This is a genomic window from Stieleria marina (assembly GCA_007741555.1).
Lineage (GTDB): Bacteria > Planctomycetota > Planctomycetia > Pirellulales > Pirellulaceae > K23-9.
In genome coordinates this window covers 2,159,624-2,184,082 of sequence record CP036526.1, presented here as the reverse complement: position 1 = coordinate 2,184,082, position 24,459 = coordinate 2,159,624, and the positions used below count along the sequence as shown (strand labels likewise).

At 54.7% G+C, this 24,459-nt stretch carries 9 protein-coding genes; 4 read left to right on the top strand and 5 right to left on the bottom strand.

Annotated elements, in window-relative coordinates:
* Positions 1 to 188: 188 nt before the first annotated feature.
* The 3 genes from K239x_RS07655 to K239x_RS07645 all read left to right on the top strand — a co-directional run bounded on the left by K239x_RS07655 (position 189) and on the right by K239x_RS07645 (position 9,628).
* The gene (locus tag K239x_RS07655) at positions 189 to 5,963 is read left to right on the top strand and encodes a PVC-type heme-binding CxxCH protein (RefSeq protein ID WP_145417223.1); all 5,775 of its coding nucleotides are present in this window, start codon (positions 189 to 191) and stop codon (positions 5,961 to 5,963) included.
* A gap of 235 nt (positions 5,964 to 6,198) precedes the next feature.
* Positions 6,199 to 7,827, top strand: coding sequence for a M60 family metallopeptidase (locus K239x_RS07650; RefSeq protein ID WP_419189795.1), 1,629 nt, complete (start codon positions 6,199 to 6,201; stop codon positions 7,825 to 7,827).
* 280 nt (positions 7,828 to 8,107) lie between these two features.
* Positions 8,108 to 9,628, top strand: coding sequence for a hypothetical protein (locus K239x_RS07645; protein ID WP_145417219.1), 1,521 nt, complete (start codon positions 8,108 to 8,110; stop codon positions 9,626 to 9,628).
* A gap of 582 nt (positions 9,629 to 10,210) precedes the next feature.
* Here the strand turns inward: K239x_RS07645 and K239x_RS07640 are convergent.
* The 5 genes from K239x_RS07640 to K239x_RS07625 all read right to left on the bottom strand — a co-directional run bounded on the left by K239x_RS07640 (position 10,211) and on the right by K239x_RS07625 (position 20,757).
* Positions 10,211 to 11,623: an IS4 family transposase gene (locus K239x_RS07640; protein WP_419189794.1), complete on the bottom strand. Its 1,413-nt coding sequence runs from the start codon at positions 11,621 to 11,623 to the stop codon at positions 10,211 to 10,213.
* A 438-nt stretch (positions 11,624 to 12,061) separates the two neighbouring features.
* The gene (locus K239x_RS07635; protein WP_145417215.1) at positions 12,062 to 12,826 is read right to left on the bottom strand and encodes an abortive infection family protein; all 765 of its coding nucleotides are present in this window, start codon (positions 12,824 to 12,826) and stop codon (positions 12,062 to 12,064) included.
* A 365-nt stretch (positions 12,827 to 13,191) separates the two neighbouring features.
* Entirely contained in the window at positions 13,192 to 16,740 is a 3,549-nt protein-coding gene (locus K239x_RS07630) for a P-loop NTPase fold protein (protein WP_145417213.1), read from the bottom strand.
* 9 nt (positions 16,741 to 16,749) lie between these two features.
* The gene (locus tag K239x_RS28325; protein WP_419189793.1) at positions 16,750 to 16,893 is read right to left on the bottom strand and encodes a hypothetical protein; all 144 of its coding nucleotides are present in this window, start codon (positions 16,891 to 16,893) and stop codon (positions 16,750 to 16,752) included.
* A gap of 351 nt (positions 16,894 to 17,244) precedes the next feature.
* Entirely contained in the window at positions 17,245 to 20,757 is a 3,513-nt protein-coding gene (locus tag K239x_RS07625) for a S41 family peptidase (RefSeq protein WP_145417212.1), read from the bottom strand.
* A 469-nt stretch (positions 20,758 to 21,226) separates the two neighbouring features.
* On the opposite strand from K239x_RS07625, the gene K239x_RS07620 reads away from it, so the two are divergent.
* The gene (locus tag K239x_RS07620) at positions 21,227 to 24,451 is read left to right on the top strand and encodes a transglutaminase domain-containing protein (protein ID WP_145417210.1); all 3,225 of its coding nucleotides are present in this window, start codon (positions 21,227 to 21,229) and stop codon (positions 24,449 to 24,451) included.
* Positions 24,452 to 24,459: the final 8 nt, after the last annotated feature.

The window sequence follows — 24,459 nt, the reverse complement described above, 5'->3', positions numbered from 1 at the left end:
CTTGCCAAGCATATCATCTCTTGTTCAATCGCTAGAGCCCGGTGGATGCAGCGGGGTGGTGCAACCAGACGAGGCCACTGTCGGCTCACTGACCGGCGGGCGAATCGTGTTTCTGACAGACGCGTGAGAAGATCTCGCCCGAACGCGGGAACATCTGAGAATCATTAGCAGTCCACCAAGGAAAAGCCATGAAGTATTCGCATCTCGTTCCTGCAATCGTCCTGCTGCTGTTTTTTGTTGATGCGACCTGCGTATCAGCTGTTGAATCACCCGTCCTGCGCGCGGGAGCGGCGTCGGTGGATATCTCTCCCGAGACCCTGCCTGCAATACAGAATGGTGGATTCTTGCAACGCAGCGTGGATCGCGTGCTGGATCCACTTCACGCGCGATCGTTGGTTCTCAGTGACGCGAAGGAAACCATCGCGATCGTAATTGTGGATTCGTGTATGTGCCCCACAACCGTGTGCGATGAAATCAAGCGACTGGCGTCGAAGGAAACCGGGATCCCGACCAATCGAATTTTGATCAGCGCAACGCATACTCACATGGCGCCCTCCGTCATGGAGAGGTGCCTGGGCAGTTCGGCCGACGACGCCTACGTAAAATTCGTGCCGGCCCGAGTTGCCCAGTCGATCGTGGAGGCTCACCAGAATCTTCAAGCGGCAAAAATTGGTTGGTCGATCGTCGACGGGGCCGACCTGACCAACTGCAGGCGTTGGATCACGCGCAGCGACAAAATGGGGACCGATCCCTTCGGTCGGCAGACAGTCCGCGCGATGATGCATCCGGGCTACCAAAACCCAAATTACACCAGCCCAGCCGGGCCGATCGATCCGTGGCTGTCGGTGCTAAGCGTTGTGTCTGCGAAAGATGATTCGCCGATTTGTGTGATGGGCAATCTGTCGATGCACTACTTCGGCGGCGCCGGTTTTTCGGCCGACTACTTTGGCGAAGTCGCGCGAATACTGCAGATGCGTGTCGGCAAGGACAGCGGGACTGCATCGGCAGGCGTTGTGGGCATCATGTCCCAGGGAACCAGTGGCGATCTGCACTGGATGGATTACAGCAAACCCCGTCAGGGAATCAAGCGGCAGGAGTATTCTCAACGCGTCGCCGATCGTGTCCTGGAAGCCTGGAAGACGATTGAACATCGATCGGATCATTCGCTTGCGATGGCCGAGAAACGCTTGACAATCGACCGGCGGACTCCGTCACAGGATCGCCGCCAGTGGGCTCGGCCCATCAACGCGGGTCGTGGCAATCTTCCCCCGCGAAATCGCGCCGAAGTTTACGCTCAACAGGCTCAGTGGATTCACAAAAATCCCAAGGCCGAAGTCGTGCTGCAGGCCGTTCGCATCGGCGAACTGGGAATCACCGCGATTCCCAACGAAGTTTATGGGATCACCGGGCTGAAACTGAAAAGGCAGAGTCCGCTCAAAGCAACCTTTAATCTTGAACTTGCCAACGGAGCGGCGGGCTACATTCCGCCGCCGGAGCAACATCGCCTGGGCGGTTACACAACCTGGCCCGCGCGCACGGCGGGACTGGACGAACAAGCCGAACCGCTGATCGTCGAAACGTTGTTGAGTTTGCTGGAAACGGTCGCGGAGAAAAAGCGTCGCGAGCTGGTGCATTCGGACACGCCGTACGCCCAAGCGGTCACCAGTAGAAAGCCGATCGCGTACTGGCGTCTAGACGAGATGGTTTCGACGCAGGCCAAAGACTCCGTTGCGGAGAATCATGCTCAATACCGCGGCGGTGTTGCGTTGTTTTTACCGGGCCCCGATGGCCGGGGCTTCGATGGTCCGGGCTTCGAATCGGCAGACTACGGAAACCGATCTGTCTACCTTGCTGGCGGACATGTGGACGCAACTCTGAATCACGCACCCGGCAATTCGGCAGGAGAATCACCCAGCGAATACAGTTTGGCGATGTGGTTCCTCAATGCGCTGCCTGCGGACACACGCGACACCACGGGCGTCCTGCTTTCAACGGGATCAGAAACGTTGCTGATTGCCGGTACAGACGCTGGCGACCAATTGGGAAAGTTGGTTTTGCATTCCGGTCAACACACCTTTGTCGGCAAGACCCCCTTGTCTACCCAGCACTGGCAACAGGTAACGATCACAAGAGACAAACAGCGAGTACGCGTCTATCTGGACGGCAGGGCGGAACCAGAGATTGATGCAGAGATCGGATCGCCCAAACCGATCGATCGATTGTTGATAGGCAGCGACGGAACTTCAGCAGCGACGTTTGATGGAAAAGTCGACGAGGTAGCGTTGTTCGATCGCGTGTTGGCGGCCGACGATATTGTCGAGATGTACAAAGCGTCCGGCATGACTGCTCCTCCAACTCCCAAACCGACCATCGTTTTGGGCCCCAAACCAACGGACGATGATTCACGCCGGAAATACGCGGACGTCATCCTGTCATCAAAACCTGTCGCATTCTGGCGACTACACGATCAGCTAAATCAGACCGCGAAAGATTCGGCCGGTCCGCACGACGCGAACTACGAACCCGGAGCGTTACCGTTTCAGGCAGGAGCCGGGAAACAGAACTTTACGGGCGGCCGAGTGAAGGCGTCTTTGCCCAAACTGCACAACACGTATAGCGTCGAACTTTGGTGCCGAAATGAATTGCCCGTCGATTCGCGTCCGGTAGCCGCGTACCTGTTTTCCCGAGCCATTGACGGAGTGGAAGGTGCGTTTGGCGATAACTTGGGAATTGGCGGCACGCATTCCAACATGGGCAGGCTAATCGTGTTCAACGGCAACAAGCGGAGCGAGATGGTCGCCGGCCACACACGTATCCCAATGGGTAGCTGGTCGCACGTGGTCATGGTTCGGCAGCAACAGAGAATCACGGTGTACCTCAATGGCGATCCGACGCCGGAGATCGCAGCCGATCTACCGGTTGGGTATCCCGAAGGATGCAACGAGCTTTTGATTGGGGGCCGCACTGACAACTTCGCGAATCTGCAAGGCATGCTGGAGGAAGTTGCTCTGTACGATCGCGCCCTGACGCCGCAGGAAGTCGCAGCCCATTTCGGCGCCGCAGGTGCCAAACAAGTGAGTCTCCTTTCGGGGCCCGAAACAAAGCCCGGAACAAAGAACGACAACCACGCAGAGCCAACTCCCACCGAAGTTGGCAAAGCTCTCCAGACGATCCACGTCCCCAATGGTTTCGAGGTGCAGTTGGTCGCGGCCGAACCGCTGGTGATGGATCCTGTGGCCATCGACTGGGGCCCGGACGGCAAACTGTGGGTGGTGGAAATGGCTGACTATCCGCTGGGCATGGACGGCCAAGGCCAATCCGGCGGACGCGTACGGTTCTTGGAAGACACTGACGACGATGGACGCTACGACAAGTCCACGCTATTTGCCCAGGGGCTAAGTTTTCCTACGGGAGTTTTGGCTTGGGGCCAAGGCATCCTGGTGACAGCGGCTCCGCAGATCGTCTATTTGGAGGATCGTTCCGGCGATGGAAAAGCCGATGTCCGCAAAGTTTTGTATTCGGGCTTTTTGGAAGGCAATCAGCAACTGCGAGTGAACGGACTGCGTTATGGGCTGGACAACTGGGTGTACTGCGCCAGTGGCAGCCATCACGGCGGTTACGGCAAAGACAGCCAAATCACTTCGCACCTGACCGAAACGAAGCAGCAAGTCGGCAGCCGTGACTTTCGTATTCGCCCCGATACCGGAGCGATTGACCCGCAAAGTGGACCGTCGCAATACGGCAGAAACCGCGACGACTGGGGCAATTGGTTTGGCGTGCAGAATAGTCATCCGCTTTGGCACTATGTGCTGGCTGACCACCACATTCGACGCAACCCGCACTTCGCTCCGCCTGATCCCAAACACCAGGTTGTTACGCCGTCGAATCCGCGCGTCTATCCAGCCAGCCAACTGCAAAAACGATTTCACAATTTCACTCAGTCAGGCCGATTTACGTCAGCCTGTTCCGCGATGATTTACCGTGACGATCACTTGTTCGATTCAGGCAACGAGCAGCACGCTTTTACCTGCGAACCCTTCCACAATCTGGTGCAGCACAACTTGATCGCAGAGGATGGCGTCAGCTTCAAGTTCCGTCGCGATCCCGCCGAACACAAGCTGGACTTCTTTACCAGCGAAGACCGCTGGTGTCGCCCAGTGATGGCACGAACCGGTCCCGATGGAGCTCTGTGGGTCGTCGACATGTATCGCTACATGATCGAACATCCACAGTGGCTGCCCAAAAATGGCCAGGACGAACTTCGTCCGTGGTTCCGATCCGGCGAAAACCGGGGACGAATCTACCGCGTTGTTCGCAGTGATGCGGCAGATCGCAAAATTCCTCGGCTCGCTAATCTGTCAGCACAAGCACTTGTCGCCGCACTCGAAAGCCCCAACGGCTGGCAACGTGATACAGCACAGCGATTGATGGTCCGTGGAAAACATCAAGCTGCCACTAGACCGTTGAAAGACATGGTGGCCAACAGCGAACAACCGCTGGCTCGGCTACACGCACTCTGGACACTCGACGGTCTCAACGCACTTTCGACCAACACACTTCAAACGGCTCTCACAGACACCCATCCCGGCGTGCGGCGAAACGCCGTGAGGATCGCCGCACAGCACAAGGTCAACGTCGACCGTCTGGCGTCGCTGGTTGATGATCCCGATGCAAAGGTCCGCCTGGAACTTGCGACCGCGCTGGGCGCGTATGATTCTCCGCCTGCCAGTGCGGCCCTCGCCAAAATTGTCAGTGAATCCGGTGATGATCGATACCTTAGGGCCGCGGTCATGAGTTCATTGAAGCCGCAAAACGTGTTTGCCGTATTGACGGAGGTCTATCAGTCGCCAAAACGTACTGGCACTGAGTCTATTACGCACAACACTTCGGAACTGATCACACAAACAGTAGCGATGGGCGACAAGGAAACCATCGGGCAGCTCGTTGAGCTGGTCATCGGCCGAGAGCTTGAGACAAAAGGCAAGCTCGAAGCCCTAGGACGGATTCTCGACGGTTTGCGTTCGCGCAAAATGACTTTGGCTGCATTGCCTGGAATCACGGCGAACCAAATTGAAAGCACGATCCAACAGGCTCGCGTCGCCGTAACCGACCAACGCGAATCGGTCGGCGTCCGCATCGCGTCTGCCTCACTCCTGGGACGTGAACAGGCAAGCCGTCAAGAAGATTTCAAGCTGATGCAGGAGCTACTCGTCCCTCAGTCGCCCGTCCTTCTTCAACGAGCTGTCGTGGCGCATCTCGCGCGGCGCAGCGAAGATTCGGTCGGCGAAATCCTGCTCGCGGGGTGGCGATCTCACAGCCCGGAATTACGCAGCCAGATATTGGACGTGCTCGCAAGTCGCCCGCCGTGGGCCGAGTCGCTTCGCGGGCGTCTGGAAGCCGGAACGATCGGCGTCAGTGAGCTGAGTGCGACCGTTCGACAGCGATTCTTGGATCGCAGCAAAAACGCACCGCGGTGGCAAAAGGCATTGGCCAGCAAAGCATCGACGAATCGCGCGGATGTTCTGCAAAATTTTCAGCCCGCTCTGAAACTGAATGGTGACAGCACACGTGGCGGCCAGGTGTTTCGCAAATCGTGCATCAACTGTCACAAGGTCAAAGACGAAGGGCACGAAGTAGGCCCGCAGCTTGCCTCCATCACCAACAAAACGAAGGAAGCTCTTCTGATCGCAATTCTCGACCCCAGCGCCTCGGTCGACGCCAAGTATTTTAACTACTCGATCCTTACCGAAGACGGCCAGAGTTTCAGCGGAAAGCTGGAAACCGAGACCGGTACCAGCATCACCTTGCTGGCCGCCGAAGGGAAACGAAAAACCGTCCTCCGCCGTGACATCGAAATCCTGCAAGCAACCAGCAAGTCAATCATGCCTGAAGGCTTGGAACAGGAACTGAAACCTCAAGACATGGCCGATCTGATTCAGTTCGTTCGTGAAACGTTTCGTTGAGGGCATCCGAGCGTTCGCTCTGTCAAAGATGCACTCTCCCGGCAATCACTTCAATCCGGCGTGTCTTGCCTGGTTCTGATTGGGTGCAATCTCAGATTGCCCACTTGTCTGATCGGTTTGTCCAACCGCTGCAAAGTGATCCGCCGGTAGAGTGCCGTTGAGTCAACAGGCAGAAGGGCATTGTCGTAGAATGACGTGGCACTCTGTCCGCCAGCCTGAAACCGTCACCTACAAAATGAAATCTCTCTTCGCCACATCCGCAATCACCTTTCTGATTCATCTGCCCGCAGTTGCCCAAATCGCAGTTACACAGCCCGCAATTACACAGCCCGCAGTTGACCAGGCAAATCCAGCCTCCCTCGTGGATCGTTTCGCGGACCTGAGTGCGGCTGAGCAGACAGCGTTGTCGGATTCGATCCAAGGAAAAAAGTGGCGCAGGCTCAGTCCCGAACAACGAATCGAATTACAGAAAGCGGCGGTCAGTTATTCCGAGCGTGTCTTGGGACGTGACGCGCAGGGCGATCTAAAAGTCGTCAAAAATGAAGCTGGCAAACAGCTCCTGAAAATCGCGGGGGACTATCTGCACAAGCTTTCGCCCGGCGAAGTTCCCGCCCACGCAGCGGCACAGGCTCTGTATGGATCGATCCCCGCGGCCGCGAAACGGGGCACCGGCGTGGCGGAGATCAACCCTCGGCGAGTGCGGATGCACTCCACGGGATTCTATGCGGCTCCCGGCGAAGTCGTGGTCGTCGAAGTCCCCGAGGAATGGACGCAGCGCGGTTTGAAAATTTGGGTGTCGGGGCATCGTGACAACATCCCGCTTAAGAAAGCACTGTTGCGTACACCGCGCAGTCCCGCCCGCCAGTTCTCTGTCGACAAGGCTAGTACCGAAGTGGCTGCGACTTACGGCGGGGCCGTTTACATCGACACTGGCAACACACCCATCGACGCGGATCCCTTCCTTGTCAACTTCCAGAACGCATTGCCTGCGCCGATGTATGTGCACGGCAAGACGACATTGGATGATTGGCAGAAAACCCAACGCAGCCACCCGGCGCCCTACGCGGAACTGGTAGGCCGGAATGTGGCGATTTCGTTTCCCTCCCAGTGGATTCGGGAATTGGACGACCCGGCATCACTGATGGACTACTGGGATGGAGTCGTTGAGCTGCACGATCAACTGGGCGGTTACACCGAACTGCGAAAAATGCCGGAACGCGTCAATGTGGATTGCCAGATATCCGTCGGGCTTTTCCATGCTGGCTATCCAACTCAAGGCCCTCAAAAACAATGCCGCGGAGTGGTTGATCTGCCCCAACTGACTTCGACAGGCAATTGGGGATGGTTTCATGAACTGGGGCACGAAGCCCAGCGTCGCCCAGACAAAGCTTGGAGCTGGAACAATCCGTACACATTCGACGGATCAATCGAAGTCACCGTGAATTTGTTTTCGGCACACGCCTTCGATCAACTCGGAATGCGAGAGAGAAAAGGCTGGACGTGGACAGCCAGTGCCGAGGCCGTCGAGGACAAAGCGACAAGTTTTCTAGCGCAGAGCAAGACCTACGCAGACGGGAATGCGGGCGAAAAACTGGCGATGCATCTTCAAATTCGCCATGCCTATGGATGGGATGTCTATCGAGAAGTCCTTGCTGGCTATAGCAAGCTGCAGGACGACGACCCGAGCCAGCTTCCCAAGGACGGACAGGCCAAGCGCGATGCCTGGCTGGTCCGAATGTCACAATCCACCGGCCGCAATCTGGCTCCGTTCTACGGCAAGATTTGGGGCATTCCGCTAAGTCCGTCAGCCATTGAAAAAGTCGGCCATCTTCCTGCTTGGAGTGGCGGGGAGACCGAAAACTGATGCGATCCTTCGGTCGGTCTTAGTGCGTTTATCGAATGCGAAATGAGAATCAGAGCAATTCGCTTTTTGAATTTGCGCAACTCGGATCAAACGGCGAATTCCGAATCCTGCACCTCGCGAGCGCATGCTTCGTCCACGCTAGAAAGGCGTCAGCAAACCGAAACGATGTTTAGTCATTGCCTGACAGTTTTGCTGTGCTGCTGGCCCCGCCGTTAAGCTAAAATCATGCCAGTTCGCGTCAAGCACTTAACCCGACAAACTAAACAGCAAGGTCAATGCGATGATGGATTTCAAGCGGCGTGGATTTTTGGCGGCCACGGCAGCTGGCCTGGGCTTGGACGGTGTGCTCGGTTCGCTGAATCCACTCTCAGCCGACGAAATCAGACTTGGTGATGGCAGTGTTCGCTTTACGGCCGACATCGATCCGCTTGTCCGCTTTTTGGAAGACACACCGCGTGAGCGCGTGATCGAAGAAACCGCGCGTCGTGTTAAAGCAGGGCTGAGCTATCGCGAACTTTTGGCGGCTCTGCTGTTGGCAGGAGTCCGAAATGTGCAACCAAGGCCCTCGGTTGGTTTCAAGTTCCATGCCGTCTTGGTTGTCAATTCAGCACACCTTGCCAGCGTCAGCGGAGTCGATGAAGAGCGTTGGCTGCCAATTTTCTGGGCAATCGACAACTTCAAAAGTTCTCAAGCACGCGATGTAAAAGAAGGCAACTGGACGATGGCGGCAGTGGACGAATCTCGTTTACCCGCAGGCCATCTTGCCGAAAAACAGCTGCGTCGTGCTCTTGATGAATGGGACGAATCCGCCGCGGATGCTGCGGTGATTGCAATGGTGCGAAACGCGGGCGGAAATCGCGTCTACGAGACACTCGCGAAATATGCCGCGCGTGATTTTCGCAGCATCGGCCACAAGGTCATCTATCTCTCCAACGCCTTTCGAACGCTACAGACAATCGGCTGGGAATATGCCGAACCGGTAATGCGCAGCCTTGTCTATGCAATGCTGAACCACAATGGCGAACCCAATCCAGCACAAAGCGATCTCAGTGCGGATCGATCGGGACGCGCCAACCGCAAACTTGCCAGTGAGTTGGCGCCAAGGCTTCAGGCCGGAAAGATCGACGAGTCGGCAACACGCGACTTAGTCCGCGCTCTCCACAGTGCGTCGCCGGACGAGTCGAGCAGCATGATCATTGAAATGATGCAGCGCGGCGTCGCAGTTCAATCGATCTGGGATGGTTTGTTTTGCTCAGCCGGTGAGCTGTTGATGCGTCAACCTGGAATCGTTGCGCTACACTCGGTGACAACGACCAATGCGATTCGCCACGCTTTCAACAAAAGCGGCGACCAGGAAACCCGCGCTTTCTTATTGCTTCAAAACGCGTCCTTCCTGCCGATGTTTCGCAAAGCAGCACAAGATCGGGGCAAGTTGGCTGACAGACGAATCGACGAACTGGCCGGCAGCGAATTGGTCAACGCTGAATCCAAGTCGCTTTCAACCGTTCCGGAAGTGTTCCAGTTGATGGGGAAGAGCCGCAGCGAGGCGTCCGAAGGGCTTTACCGGTTCCTGTCCGCAGGCGGCGACGCGCAATCGGTCGTTGATCACGCTCGGCGACTGGTGTTCCTGAAAGGGAATGATTCGCATGACTACAAATTCAGTTCCGCGGCCCTAGAAGACTACCGCGGTCTGACGCCGCAATGGCGAAATCGCTTCCTCGCCGCGTCCATGTTTCAATTGAATAGCCCAACGGATCGAACACGACCGTTGGTGAAGCGGATTCACGACGCAATCGGCTGAACGAATACGAGGGGTGAGAGCGTCTAGAAGGTGTCATCTTCTATTAAATCCTACCCGCCGACACATCCACGATCCCGAAGAGATGTAGGCCTGAGCTTTAGAAAAGCACCGTCACTAGCAGCCAATTGCGGTTCCCACCAAGAACCGAGATGCAAATTCAAAGACTCTTGCGATCCGTTCTCACATCTCGTGCCGATCGGTCGCAGGTGTTCAAGTCTGGCTAGAAAATCCAAGCAGCGCGATGTCGCTGAGCGAGACCGCGCCGACGTGCTTAATCTCTCACGCGGCACAAAGCACCTTCAATTTCTATGCTTGTGCATTGCAAGGTCCTGCAACAAACATGCTGTCCTTCCTGAGTACCTCGATTAACTCGCATTCCGTTGTAAATCTGAACTTGCGTTAGCAGACATGACCAGTTTATGCACCGAACTTCTAAAGCGCAAGCAGAACGCGGATCTGACCGGTAACGGAATCAATCCCCCAAACGATTTCGACCATCGTATTTACGCCTCAGAGATCGCCGCATTGCTGATCAAACAATCGCCGAGAGCTGCTCCGGTGTCGGCCGCGAATGGCACGTAGTTATTTCCTAGGTCCTTTGAGGATTTGACGTTTCGCTTCATGCCGATGCACGTGCAAAAAATCATGATGCTTTCGAGAGGGTTGCTTTATCTTCCTCGATTCAATGCGGTTTGGCCTGTCTCCGACTCGGTGTACTGCAACCGACTCGATCAATTGGTCATATATCTGCTGCCGAAAGTCGGACGAGCAACAATTTGCAAGAATTGGTTGGAACGCCTTCAGTGTCTGTAGTGTGGTTTTGAAACTGATCGTGCGTGGTTCCACGTCGTAGTCATCAGCTGCTCTTGCCATGATCGTGTGAATCAAGTTGTACGCGAGCACGTGAGTCCAGATTTCCTTGCGAACAAGCTCTGGTGTCTTGCAACGCAGGCGATCCATCTGCAGCGTCTGTTTAAGTGATCGGATATCTAACTCCACATTCCAGCGTTCTCGGTATAACGAAGCGAGTTCTTCTTTCGGGTATTCAATTGGATCAAAGAGTGTCGTAGCAACAACAAGAACTTTGTCGCGAAACCCTGGTCGAGCAATTCGTATCCGACAAACTCGAACCCGCAAGCTATCTGGCAGGTCCTTGCGATAGGCGCTGTCAGCCTTTGAGCGAGCATACCGCTTTGGCCAACTCACGATTTGATCGTCTTTACCGAGGCGTTGACCGCGACGAAAATCGAGCTTGCGAGTAGAAGCGTGTCTCACGACAAAATCAACACCTCGGCACTGAAGTGCTGTCAGCTCAACCCATGAACACATCAACCGATCCGCAACCATTACATCGCCGGGTCGAAACGCATCAAGTAAGCGTCGAAGCAATCCGAGTTCGCTTTGTCCTTTGCCCGAGTACGCGCCAATTGCCATGTCGACGATGGCTCCGCACGAAAGCGAAACGAGGACACAAACTCTTGCCATCGGGTGGCCTAATCCTGGACGCTGATAGGAGGGTTGAGGATATTCGGATTGGTTTGCAGGAGTGTCAGGCATCGTTACCGTCGAGCCATCGTAGAGATAAACCCGACGACCATGCCATAACCAATCAGCCTTGGCAGCATCATCCAGAGCACGCCCTGCTCGGCGCGCAACATCCGAAAAGAACTTCTCAGGTAGGCGTTTTCGTGCCTGGCAGTAGGCTGAAGTCTCTGAAGAACATGAGTTCTGATTGCGCGAAACCCTGTGAGCAATTAGCCGTGCAACGGCCGACGCACACGACTGGTCGGTACAGAGAATCTGTCCAAGAAACACCCACAGAGTTGTGAGTGGCGTGTAGATCCGGTCTTTCCAACAGACGCCATTCTGCGTCAGTGCATCGGAAATAGACTGTTCCGAAAGAACGTCGGTGAATGGCAGGCCGCCGTCCTGTAAAAACTGCCGACGCAAGAATCTGATCTGTTCGCGGAACCGACGATTGTTCAAACTGCTCATCACAGAGGCCTCCTTGCCGAAGATGAAGTTGTGGTAAACCCATCTACGCAAGTGAGGCCTTTCTTGTATATGTCGTTTCAACAATCCGGAGTACGGTTGGGGGCCCACGGGTCGGTTCATGTGGACGCGTTATGGCAGAAGAGCGTCTGGTGAAACATTGGGTGAGGAGTTTTTGCGGGAAGCGCAAACGAACCCTAGCTGGCCAGGCCTTCAGGAGGGATTCTTTGGCGGTGACGCTGCGAAACTGGCCAAATGCATCCGAGACTTTGAGTCTTTCATCGCTAAAGTCCGTGCATCGCACCCGCGATACTTTTAATCGTGAGACTGCTTCGACGAAACGCCGTTGTGCTCGGAGGTAATGAAGCCGATTTGAGTTCGGGCGTTCGCTCCGGTGGCCGACGCCGCTTCAAGTCTTCTTTCGTCCTGCACGCTCCGGCTTCATCGACCGGCCTCCGTTACTCTGGTATCGACGTAGTGCAAGATCGTTCGGGCCATGTTGATGACCAGCGCGGCTTCAGCTGGGTCGAGTAGATCCTTGTTGGGATGCGCCATGCTTCCCTCGTTGCGTATGGGATTCATCGCATCCATAATCCTGGACATACCACGAAAAACTTGGTTGAGGTCGTCTTTTCGCGGCCCCTCGTTGCTGAAGGCAGGGTGTTGCCTACGGAGCAGCCCAAAAAGCCCGCTCATGAGCATTTTCTCCCCGTAGCTGATTCCCGCGTCGTCACACAGTGCCCGCAGATATCCGTGCAGCATTGTGTGCACACGGTCCACTGCGCTCGTAGCTCCCGATTTCTCGATGAGTTGCTCCGCGTCAGCGATCGCACGTTCAACGGTCGCGCTGGTAATCTTCGGTTTCTTAGATGGAACCGGTGCAGTGCCTTCCAGGCGATCAGCGACAGTTGAAAGTTCGTCGTGTAGTGATTGTGTGCGAGTCTTCCACCGTTCAGGGTCGGGAGGGTGGAACTCCAATGCACCACGTAAAATGGACGCTTGAATGCTTGGTTGGGACGTATCAAGAATTTGCTCGAACTTTGCGCGGTTCGTCCCTTCATAGGCACGAGGATCTACATCCAGACCACATTCAGCGTAAAGTCGCTCCAATGCCCCGATGTTGTCAAAATCCCCGAGATAGCCCCCTTGCACACCGAGGTACAGTTTCAGTAGTCGCCTCTTTTCAAGGTCCGTCATTCCGTTCATTGTTGCTCTCCGAATAGGTTGCCTACGCTAAAACGAAGGACACAGGTTGCTCCTCCAAGGTTCTTGAAGGCATTGTGTTGACATGTCAGATGCCACTGTCAAGACCGTGACCGCACATTTAATCGCGCTGTGCGCGCTGCCGCTCGACATGTGAGTAGGTCGTGGCTCTAAACAGACTCGCGAAACCACGCTTCAGCCCGACGCTCCGGTTTCATCGACCGGTGGCATGCATTCGCCGCGCGGTCTGCGAGACCGGTTTCATCGGCCAGTTCACTTTGGTGTCGGCCACCGGAGTGTTGAAACAATCGATCGGCCCTGTCCGAAGCGGGTTACGAATCTACCGAGAACGATGACTTAAAAACTGCCTATTCCTCAGCAGTGGCTTCCGACGCATCCGGCTCGGGACTCTCCAGCACAATGTCCAACGCGACCGCAATTTTTTTCAATATGGTCTTGCGGTCGTCGGAGGACGAACCGAAAACATCGTTAAGTGTTTGGCTCAGAGTTTCCTTATCGTGATCGGGTGTATTGGGCCACCACGCAGGACTATCTACAACGACGTCCGCTAACCATTCATGAGCCAGATCGTCGCCTTCTTGCAGAATTGGAATCAGAGCGTTTCGTAGAAAAGACTCTTCTGAATGACCGAGTGCAGCAGATTTAAGCGGTTCATAACAAAGCGGAATCGCTTTCCAAAGCAACTTTCCAGGAGCGTCAGATGATTCCACGACTCTGCTGGCTCGAGTCATGCGTTGGTTCTCAGGGATTGCATCGAGAACAACACTCCAGTCGTCTGGGACTGGATTGATTGCTGTTTCTCCATCGATCGTTTCGTTAAGAATTGACTCCAACCCTTCACTGGCTGCTTCACCTAATGTGAAGTCCCCAATCTGCCTCCGGACAGCAACGAGCAGCTGATACCTATCGTCCTGGGACTTTATCGATTTAACCCAGTCATCAGATGTGATTTGGTTTAAGAACTCACAGATAGTGTCACGGAAAGTCACGTTCTTTGATAACGCATCTCGATTCGTCAAACGAATGATGCCAGGTAGATTGTCATCGGTTGGTTTCAACTTGCTCAAGTTTTCGACGAACCATTCCGTCTGGAGCAATTCGTCAGTGAACTCATCGATTCCTGGATTTGCTTTCGCCGAGCAATGAGTTTCAATATCCGGAACTCTGTTAACGTAGCAATTTGGACCCAGAACAAGCCCCAGTTCGTCTCGCTTTCGCAAAGCATCAATTACGTGCCCGACAAATTGCGGGATTACGTTTACTTCGCAAAGAATTGAGTTGAGCAGGTAGTTGCTATCACCGGTTGTCAATTGATTGAGGACAGGCTTGACTGCAATTTCGTATTCAGCCGGATTCGTCGCGATCTTCGCCGCAAGATCGTATCCTTCTGGAGCATTGGTGGGTGCTGATGGTCGCTTGCTAAACGAGTAGAAGCGAATTGACCAGCGAAAGAGTTCTCCCACCGGTCGTGAGTCAAGCTTCTTTTCACAATTCTTGATTCGTCGGAAAAGTATCGCGTCTTCTGCAAGCTTCTGAATCGCTTCGATGTGGCCGAAGCGGGATTCCAAATCCACAAGCACATTAACGTGACGATCAATTTCGGGCTTTGTAAGCTCCTCTTCGTTCCGCAGACGCGCCGCAACAGCGTTTGAAGTAGATTCAACACTGATTCCGGATGACGGAATTGAAATCAGCCCGCGAATTGCATCAGCATTCGCTCGGGTAAACTCAACAGTTGGTGCTGGAGCAATCCCATCGACTAGCTCACCCGCCGACCCGGAAACCTTAATCATGGAGGCGACGTTTCTTCGACTCGATGGATCAAGCGATCCCAACTTGCTCAGCAGCTTTGTTGAATCATCGGACGCGGTGAGCGTCACTTGGGCGTCAAACGATCGTTCCAGATCCTCGGACGAGCATTCTGTGGCGATCCACTGCATACCGCTGATCCATTCATCGACATCGAGTTCCGACAAGTCTTCTTTCGATGTCAAGCTTGCAAGTCGCCCAAGGGCAGCCTGAACGATGCTGTGAGCAAGGCCAAGCCGGTGGGCAATGGCAATGCCTTCACTTGTGTTTTTGTCAAGTTTGTTCCATTTTGCTTCCGCAACCAATGACTCCAAGAATCGTTTCAACGCGGCTGTTTCTTGCTGAGTTGATGTAAGTAGATCGCTGGATTCAACCGCCGCGAGAGAATTCACCACGCGGGCATCTTCCGTACCGAATGTTGATGCCGATTCGCCACAGACTATCTCCATCACTGGCCAGAAACCATGGACTTTGGATAGCTGGTTTAGGTCATCACTCTTACCATTTGCTAGAGCAGCTTCGATAGGCGATCGAAGCAACAAGTCACGCGCTCGTTCGCGATCAGTAGTGCCAAACACCATCGCACAGAGAGATAGCATGAAGTCGTCGTCGTTTAGTTTTTGCTCAAAGAGTTCATGCTCCTCCTTCGCATTCAGCAACCACGCTCTGACGTCACGCCCCTGACGTCGTAGAATCGTGTACAGAGCCATGTGTGACACGGGGAACTTTCCATCAAAACGCCTGCATAGTGCACCGACGTCGTTCACGTACAGCTTTAAGTGGCGAGGTGTCGGGGGCCTCCGCTTCTGTTCGGCAAGATACCGCGAAAGCAGATAAACTTTGTGAACCTCTGTTTCGTCACTCGCAGTATCTCCAAGTGCCGTGAAGACTAATTCGCAGAGGTAGTCTTTCCAGTCTTCTAAGAGCAGTGGTGGCACGTCGAATCGAATTTGGAATGTCTTGTCTAAAAAAGCTGCTGAAAGCTTCGGCACTGAAGGAGCGTTGGCATCGTCTGGTTCGTTTTCGTGCTCGAATTCGCTCTGCAGCCCGTCGTCCCAGAGCCTGCGAGCGGATGCGGGGTCATAAGGAACAACGAACCACACCCTGCCTGCCCATGACTCGTTCTCTTTGTTCTCGCAGCATTCGGCAAAGACACGAAGCGTCGACCACAAAGAGCGGGCTGTTTCCGTGGGCACCCGATCGAGATTGTCTAGGACAAGAACCAGCTTCCTGTCAGGTTGCGCAAGGTACTCGGCAAGCAGGTCACAGAAAAACCTTTGAAATTCTATGGAAGTTGGCCCAAGGGTTTCGTGAGTCGTTGTGCTCGTCGTTTCGTCGATCTTCTTTGCGTAAAGCGAGATCATGCGTCCCGCATCTGCCAGTTTTTTCTTTTGCTGTCGTGGTGGGTTGATCCACTCAAACTTGTCAGAGAGTTTCTTCTTTGCCTTTGTTAATAGCGGCCACTGCACGCAGTAAGCGAAGAGCACGAGCATTAAACCCGGGACGCACAAAGCAACAAATAGAGCGACGATCAGAATCGATTGTTCATACTGATCGAGCTGATTTCTGCGAAATAGCCCCGCGACAATCGCAAGAGCGACCGGGAACAACGTAAGCAGGGCGAGCGCAGCGAGTGGCCAAGGTGATCGCAGCACCGGAACCGACGTCTGATCAGTTTCGCGTGACTTTCCGACGATCTCTGTGCGTGTGCGGTTGTCCCAGTGCTCGGTGCGGCTAGAATCAAGGTCAGTCCTGCAATAGGTCATCAACTGCTCGAGGAATACTCGGCGAAGTGGATCGCCTTCGTGAGACCAAGCGTCGAATACCAATACCCGCGTGGTGCCCTTCGTTCTGTCAGCAAGTTTCTTGCTGAGCATTTCAACGACGCTGGATTTTCCGGAACCCCAGCCGCCTTCCAGGGCAACTGCTTTGCCTCCTTGTTCAGATTCAATCAGGTCAGCGATTGTGTCGGCTAATCGCTGGTGAGCTCCAAAAGCATCTTTCGGTGTCGGTACATCTTCGAGGAGCGTTATAGACGGCCGTCGGATTTGTCCATTCTTTTCGTCATCATCATTGGTGCGTTTCATGCTGTCTCACTAGTTCATGCCGTACTTCTCTTCTCGCTCCTTCGTGCCCTGGCAACGAGTTGATCGAGCGTTTCGCAATGTTTCATCGTCAAACTTGACCTGGACCATGCCGCCATCGTTTCCGTCGTTCCCAATCTTGCGGTCTGCTTGCATCGAACGCTGTGACCTTGCTTGATCATCCCGCTCGCTCCCCGATTTAAGACTCGATTATACCAAACTAACGGAACCACAAACTATCCGACGACGATGTTCTCTGGTTCGTCGCCAAAACTATTGCAGGATTCTTGATCGGATTCCTCTTTTCGGCGAATCATGCGGGACGGAGGACGGCGGTCATTTTTCGCTTCGCACTTGCGGCGCACCGGTGGCCGACACCGGAGGCTCTGTTGACGTCTACTTGGCCCGCACCGGTTTCATCGACCGTTGGTTCTCTGGCCTTCGCTGGGCACGCTTTGCCAACGCCTGACCGCGACATGTCATCGTCGCAGCCCGCTTTCACGAACTCTATTTGGCATCTCGCTCGGAAGCGTACTTGAGCTTCCTTGGTGGCTGGCCTTCGCCTATTTCGTCTCGCAAGCTTTCGATGGCGCGGTCTAGCTGGCGGTCGATTCCTTGGGGGATCTCGGCTGGCTTTGGCCAGATGACTTCGTGCGGTAGGCAGCCGTTTCGTTCCATGTCTTCGCCATCGCCGAGCAAGAACCAGCCGCGAAACGGCACTCGAATTCGACCGACGTCATTGATCGTGGCCGATCCTGTGCTGACGACACCGCCCGCGGTTTGAACTCCGATGACTTTGCCTCGACCCAAGGTCTTGATGGCGTGCGAGAAGATTTCTGCGTTGCTGTAGCTGTTCTGATTGCACAGCACGATGATTGGCTTTGACCATGATGCAAAGACGGCTCGGTCATGCGGATAGCCTTGGCCTCCGCCGCGCGGCTGAGTGATCGCGTGACGCGGTTGGGTCAGGGCGGTCAACAAGAGGTCGGTCGTTGATCCTCCGCCGTTGTCGCGGACATCAATCACCAATCCCTCCCGACCGTATCCCACGTTGTAAAGCTGACGCTCGAATTCGTAGAAGCTGGACATGTTCATCGCACGGATATGCAGGTAGCCAATCTTGCCGTCGCTACCTTTTTCGACCATCGCACGATTGTGATCCAACCAATGCTCGTAAAGAAGCGAACGGGCGGCTGCGTAGGAGATCGGACGAATCGCAACGTCGAATTCTGCGTCGTCGTTCTTGTGCTCTTCATCTTCTTTGTCTTCTGCGTCATCGTTGTCATCTTCCTTATCTGCGTCCTTCCCTGCGTCGGGGCCTTTGCCCTCGCGTTTCACGCTCAGTGTGATGTCGCGATCAAGTCGGCCGTTCAAGCGTGTGGTTAGGTCCATCGCTGGATCGACGGCTGTGCCATCAATCGAGAGAATGACATCGCCGGCGGCAAGGCGACTCTGTGCACGATCAGCGGGGCCATCTTTCAAGACGTCACGGATCATCAAGCCTGGGCCTTGAAAGTCGTCCTGGAATCTCACGCCCAAATGCGCCGTGACGTCCTCCCATCCCTCGACTTTGTTTTCCGGAGATGCATCCCTGGGGTAGAAGCCTAAGTGCGAACCATTCAGTTCGCCCAGCATCAGCTGGACCACTTGCTCCAGCCCTGCCGTGTCGTGCATTTGTGCGGCGACAGGAGCATACTTACGCCGAATTTGATCCCAGTTGTGGTTGGCGAACCGATCGTCGTACCAGGCTTCCCGCATCGTCAGCCAAGCTTTTTCAAAACCGGCTTTCAACCATCCTGAACGCGCAGCCAGCTGAGGCACCTTAAAAGCGTACGTCTCCAGCTTGCCGGACTTGTCAATTTTGGCCGGCGAGCCATTGCGCAAGAACAAGATGCCGTCCGCTTTCTTGAACCAAACCGCTGACGATCCGGTGTTGGTGGTCAGTAGCTTCGGTTTCATCTCTTTGGGAAATTCGACGGTGTACCAACCGTCCTTGCCATCGATCCTGGCACGAAACGCCAGCTTTTGCCCCTCGGGCGCGAACAACAGACCACCCTCGGAGCTATTGGAGATCGAGACCTTTCGTAGACGCTCGTGAATGCGATCCAAGTCGACGTGGATTTTTTCTTGATCCTTATTTTCTTCGCCGAGGGTATCATCGGCATCTTCATCTTTGTCCGATGATTCATCATCGTCGCTGGACGACTTCTCCTTGGCGTCTTCCTTATCCGACGCATTCGTTTTCGAGTTGCCCTTCTTCTTCGCTAGCTCTTTCTTGCGACTCTTTTCGATCAATTCAACGGCTTCGTCGATCTTTCGTTCACGCGATGTTTCATCATCGTCGGCTTCTTGAAGGTACACGTAGTAGATGTCCACTTCCGAATCGACGCGGCGTCCGGTAAAGGCGAGCAGCTTTCCATCGGCAGAGAATTTGGGATTGCGATCGTTGTCGGGATGCCGAGAAACATTTACCGGATCGATGCTGCCATCCAGTTTGGAGATCCAAATCTCGCGGTTAAAATTGTCGTCTTCTTGGGAGTAAGCAATCCAGCGACCGTCGGGCGATAGGTCAAAGTCGATACCACTAAAACCCTTGACCAGTGAAGACTTTTTCTTGAACTCCAGATCCATGGAGACAAGATTACCGCGTCCTTGTTGCATCACCAGATGCTTGCCATCGGGCGTGAACCGCAGATCACTTTCGACATGGGCGTCGTGCGTCATTTCCTCCAGCTGGAATTCGTCGTTCTGCCACCAATACTTTTCGCTGTCCGTTCGAGTGGCTCGGTAGATGTCAGGCTGACCGTCGGTGGTCGCAACGAACCAGAGTTCGTTTCCGTCGGGGGAGAACTGAATGTCTTCTTCATAGCCATCGGTCGACGTCACGCGCCGCGGTTCTCTTAAGACGGTGTCCATCACCCAAACATCACCGCCGGCAATGAATGCGATTTCCAAACCGTCCTTTGTAAAGGCGACATCGGTTGCGTCAGACCACTCACGACGCAGCTGTTGTGCTGGCAGATCGACATCATCACTGACCGACAGCTCGATCTTGCTGGGTTGATCTGCACGCTGATCACCCTTGTTGAGGTCCATTGAATACAGATCAAAGAGATGGCGGAACACCAGCGTGTCACCGTCACTGGAAATCGCCGGGAAGACGATTGAATCATCCGCAAAGGCGTGGATGGATTTTTGCTTGCCGGGTTTACTGGCCTTCTTTGCAAAGCGGTAATGCCACAAGTCCGATCCATGCAGCGTGCCCTTCGTAAAATAGAACCCCTTGCTATCCGCCATCCAAGTTGGCCACATGCATTCCACGTTCTCACGGATGACTTCGCTGAATTCTCCAGACATCAGGTCCAGCATCCAGATTTGGGAGGATCGTGCGCCTTCGTAGCCCTTCCGCCACCAACGTTCGCCTTCTCGCGTGAACAAGATTTTCTTGCCGTTGGGCGAAACTCGTGCGTACTCCGCCATCGCATTGGCCAGGACGACTTCTTGCTTTCTCTCTTGCACGTTGACTTTGATCATCCGCGTCGCATCACGATAGAAGTGATCGCGACTTCCGAGCGCCAATACATGCTTTCCATCTGGAAACCAATCACTCAGTTCGTAGCCGGCCGAGTGAAACGTCGCTTGCCGTACGCCGGAACCGTCGGATGACATGACAAAGATCTGCTTCGAACCGGTACGATCGCTAACAAAGGCGATTCGATCCCCGTCGGGCGAAAAGATCGGCTGGCCCTCGGTCGCGTCATTCACGGTCAGACGCTGAACATCGCTGCCGTCGATGTTGGCCGACCAAATCTCGCCAATCCACGAGAACGCAATGCGACCGCCATCAGGCGACACACTCGGATTGCCAACCATGCGAATCGGGTGCACGGACGGTGATTCTTGAGCGAACAGATTAAGTGTCCCCAGACCAAATAGACAGAGCCCAAATGAACAGAGCCCAAGGAAACTCAGCCACACTGCAGAGAACACAAATACAAACTTGAATCGGATTTTCGTCATGCGATGGCTTTAGACTGGTCGGGGTGTATCGGTCGATTCGTGATTCTGATCATGATCCGCGCCCGTTCGCTTTTCAAGTAGCATTACGTCATTGCAGGTGTTGAAACACGGGAGACAGTAGAGCCCATTTTCCAACGGCACCGGTCTCTCGTACGCTCGCTTTGACACCAGCCCCGGCGATGGCCTGAGCACGACTACAAAGGTTGAAACCTGCGCGAACGGACGGAAGTCACCGATGCCGCCGGTGACCGGGCAGACACAGATCAAGAGTCCGGCGTTCGGCCAACACACATCGAATCCCAATACGAATCGAATCATCCTGGGGTCCCAGATGTACAGCCCCGATTTTGCCTTCAAGTTGACTGGCGCTCGGAATCAGACACAATGATGACTGGCACGGGGGTTCCCGCTGACGAGCAACGATCTTCGTTGCGCCCCCCTGGGCCAAGAATCAATGGCAGGTGGGTTCATGAATCAGTCCGTTTTTGCGTTCGCTTTTCTGTTGCTGTTGATTCTGGGACCGGCGCATGCATTAGCCGATCCACTCCGTGATCGGCTGGACCTAGCGGGTGACAATCGAGACGAGATTGCGCGAGCGATTGCCGAGGCACCGATTCAATCGCGCAAAGGCATGGAGTTTTTGGTGCTCCATATGCCCGTGCAAGATCTACAGTCCTTGAGTGCCGATTTTCTGCTCGAGAACACACGGCTCGCGTATCTGTCTCGCCAAACCGACGCGTGGGCTCGGGATGTCCCGCTTGAACTGTTCCTCAATGATGTGCTGCCGTATGCAAGTATCAATGAGCGCCGCGACAACTGGCGAGCCGACTTTCGCAAACGCTGCTTGCCCATGGTAAAGGACGCGAAGAACGCATCCGAAGCAGCAGCGATGATCAACCAAAAACTGTTCAAGCAAATCGGAGTGAAGTATTCGACCAAACGAGTTAAAGCTGACCAAAGCCCAATGGAATCCATTGAATGTGGCCTAGCGTCTTGCACCGGTTTGTCGGTGATTTTGATTGATGCTTGTCGTTCGGTAGGGATCCCAGCACGATTCGTTGGCACACCGATGTGGTCCAATGGGTCGGGCAACCATTCGTGGGTCGAAATTTGGGACAACGGCTGGCACTTCACGGGCGCCGCAGAACCGACGGGCACCGAATTGGACAAGGGCTGGTTTGTAGCTCGCGCAGCCAAAGCTGACAGGGCATCCGCGGCGAATGCGATCTATGCAACAAGCTTCAAAGACACGCCCCTGTCGTTTCCTTGCGTGTGGAACCGCAGGATCAAATTCATTCCCGCCGTCAATGTGACCGATCGTTACGTGGCACTTCAAAAAGATTTGCCAAAAGGATCCGTCGACGCACTCTTTGTCGTCTACGGATCAGACCGTCAACGTATCTGTTCGCCACTTCGAATTATGGATGGAAACGACATCGTCTTCGACGGCAAAACCAACGACGACGGGTTCGACACGAACGACCATCTTCATGTTCCCCTGAAACAAAACCACACGTACACGATTTTGCTCGGCGACGGGCCTGACGCGAAGAGCGAAACCATCACCCCCAAAACGAATCAACAACTGCATTCCTTCCAGATGACTGGCACGGACGCGCCGCCAGAATCGCAATCACGCCCCACGAAATCGAAGAAGATCCGATCAACCAACAAAGCGTCGGCGGATGCCGTGGAATCGCTAGCGACGTTTCTGACCACCGCCGTTGACGACCGGGGAGAGATCACCAGAGAGCCGTTTGCCAAAGTCGCATTGACCAGCGAAGACGCCGCCACGGTTCGAGGCCTGCTGGCAGAGGATCGATTAAAGGATCTCCGCAAGTCGCGTGCGGAAGAAATGAAGGCACGCATGTTGACGCACGGTGAATTTAGAATGCCCTTTCACTATGAAGTGTTCGGCGAGAAACCTGTCGGTGGTCGCAGTCTGTACATTTCCATGCATGGCGGCGGCGGAGCCCCCAAAACCGTGAACGACCGACAATGGGAAAACCAAAAACGGCTTTATCAACCCACTGAAGGAGTGTACGTCGCGCCGCGTGGCCCGACCGACACATGGAACCTCTGGCATCAGGGGCACATCGACCCGTTATTTGTACGACTGATTGAAAACATGGTTGCGTTGGAGGATGTCAGCTGGGATCGCGTGTACTTGATGGGTTATTCGGCGGGCGGCGACGGCGTCTACCAACTTGCGCCGCGCATGTCTGACCGCTGGGCAGCGGCCTCGATGATGGCCGGGCATCCCAACGAAACTTCGCCGCTTGGATTGCGAAACGTTCCGTTCGCGCTCCAGGTCGGTGGCAAGGACTCCGCTTACAAGCGAAACACGATCGCTGCGAACTGGAAGACGAAACTAGCCGAACTTCACAAGGCAGACCCCGACGGCTACCAGCATTTCGCAAAAATCTACCCTGACAAAGGCCACTGGATGGATCGCGAAGACGCTGTCGCACTTGCTTGGATGGCAAAGCACACTCGCAATACGACGCCAAAGAAGATCGTGTGGGTGCAAGACGACGTGACGCATTCAAATTTCTACTGGCTGGGCGTCGATGCAAAAGATGCCAAGAAGGGAACGCAGTTAGTCGCCCAAGCAAGCGAGCAAACCATCCAACTGACGGCTTCGAATGCGATGCCGGTCGATGTCTACCTGGACGACCAATTCATCGACCTTGGCAAACCGGTCACAGTCAAGTGCGGCGACCAAGTGCTGTACGATGGTTTGGTCGAGCGGACCATCGCAACGTTGTCAAAGACGTTGCAGCAGCGCGGCGATCCGCGACTCAGTTTCTCAAGCGTGGTGAACGTCAGTGTTCCTGCCCCATCTGCAGTATCGCCACCTGCTAAATCGCCATCTTCAGAACTGCAGTTTCCAGAGTCGCTGGTTCCAGCCCAAGACTTGCCTCGCTATTCGGCTCGGCGTGCGACGACTGCCCCCATCATCGATGGTCGCCTGGATGACGCCGTTTGGAAGACTTGCGAGAAGACGTCGCCGTTCGTCGACTTGATCAGCGGTAAAGAAACGATGCACGACACCCGGGCTGCGATTTTGTGGGACGACGACTATTTGTACGTTGGCTTTTGGATCAATGAACCCAATGTTGATGCCAAGTATCTCAAGCGTGATGCCCCCATCTACTACGATAATGATGTGGAAGTCTTCATTGCCGGAAAGGACTCCTACTACGAATTTGAAATCAATGCCCACGCAACGGTCTACGAGGGCTTTTTCGTGTGGCAAGACGCCTACCTGCGTGACGGGTATGACCAGGATCCTCAACTGAAAGCCGATGCTCCCAAGAAACAGATCTTTGATGGTGTGGGTCTGAAGAACCATCCCCGCGGCAAGCGGCTAGCCTTTCTGGGTTACGACTTTCCCAATTTCAAATCGGCCGTGCACATCAATGGAACACTGAACGACGATTCGGACGTCGACCAGGGCTGGACCGTCGAGCTTGCGTTTCCTTGGCAGGAGATGAAGTGGTTAGCCAAAGGCGACAACCGAGCTTTACCGCCAAAGCCGGGTGACAAGTGGGGCATCGATCTGTTTCGGTTTAACAAATACAAGGCCGCCAAGCCTGCCGTCGATTCGGGCGGTTGGGCTCTGGGAAAGCACGGAGTCTGGGACTCGCACATTCCCGAGATTTTTCCAATCATCACGTTCGTCGAAAATTGAGAGGCAGT

Bases quoted from the DNA above. Each gene is read 5' to 3' on its own strand.
- K239x_RS07655 (WP_145417223.1), top strand. From the start codon at position 189: ATGAAGTATTCGCATCTCGTTCCTGCAATCGTCCTGCTGCTGTTTTTT.
- K239x_RS07650 (WP_419189795.1), top strand. From the start codon at position 6,199: ATGAAATCTCTCTTCGCCACATCCGCAATCACCTTTCTGATTCATCTG.
- K239x_RS07645 (WP_145417219.1), top strand. From the start codon at position 8,108: ATGATGGATTTCAAGCGGCGTGGATTTTTGGCGGCCACGGCAGCTGGC.
- K239x_RS07640 (WP_419189794.1), bottom strand. From the start codon at position 11,623: ATGAGCAGTTTGAACAATCGTCGGTTCCGCGAACAGATCAGATTCTTG.
- K239x_RS07635 (WP_145417215.1), bottom strand. From the start codon at position 12,826: ATGAACGGAATGACGGACCTTGAAAAGAGGCGACTACTGAAACTGTAC.
- K239x_RS07630 (WP_145417213.1), bottom strand. From the start codon at position 16,740: ATGAAACGCACCAATGATGATGACGAAAAGAATGGACAAATCCGACGG.
- K239x_RS28325 (WP_419189793.1), bottom strand. From the start codon at position 16,893: ATGCAAGCAGACCGCAAGATTGGGAACGACGGAAACGATGGCGGCATG.
- K239x_RS07625 (WP_145417212.1), bottom strand. From the start codon at position 20,757: ATGACGAAAATCCGATTCAAGTTTGTATTTGTGTTCTCTGCAGTGTGG.
- K239x_RS07620 (WP_145417210.1), top strand. From the start codon at position 21,227: ATGAATCAGTCCGTTTTTGCGTTCGCTTTTCTGTTGCTGTTGATTCTG.